At 63.4% G+C, this 632-nt stretch carries 1 protein-coding gene; it reads right to left on the bottom strand.

Features of this window, described 5'->3' with window-relative positions:
* Positions 1-632: AMP-binding protein (locus A5781_RS16075; RefSeq protein ID WP_156624712.1), on the bottom strand; the 632-nt coding region annotated here is incomplete at both ends.

Here is a 632-nt window from a genome sequence, read left to right as displayed (position 1 = left end):
TATGCGATCGTCGGCAGCGTCAGATGTGTATAAGAGACAGGCCACATACAACTCACCGACCACCCCCGCCGGCACCGACTTGAGCCACCTGTCCAAGACGAACATCGCCGCCCCCGGTATCGGCGACCCAATCGGCACCACCTGAGATTCGGGGGTGAGCGGAGTGCTGATCGACGCACATACCGTGGTCTCCGTCGGCCCATACGCATCGATCATCACCCGCCCTGGTGCCGCCCACAGATCCACCACCTCAGCCGGACACGCCTCACCGGCCACCACCAACGCCACCGACCCCAACCCCTCCGGTGACAGCATCGCCACCGCCGAAGGAGTCTGACTCAACACACTGACCTGCTCAGCAATCAGTAACGCATGCAACTCTTCTGGAGAGCCGGCCACCGACTCGGGCACCACCACCAACCGGCCCCCACCCAGCAGGGCGCCCCAGATCTCCTCAACCGAGGCATCGAAGGCATACGAATGCACCTGCGCCCACACTGGTGCCGGTGCCGCCAAATCCCCATCCAATGACCCCAGCAACTGGGTGACGTTGTGGTGGGTCACGGCAACGCCTTTGGGCACCCCGGTGGTGCCCGAGGTGTAAATCAGATACGCAAGATCCTCCGAAGCCG

This window comes from Mycobacterium sp. 852002-30065_SCH5024008, assembly GCF_001665645.1.
GTDB lineage: Bacteria > Actinomycetota > Actinomycetes > Mycobacteriales > Mycobacteriaceae > Mycobacterium > Mycobacterium paraffinicum.
The sequence above is the reverse complement of the archived record's forward strand: the minus strand, read 5'-3'. Positions and strand labels throughout refer to the sequence as shown.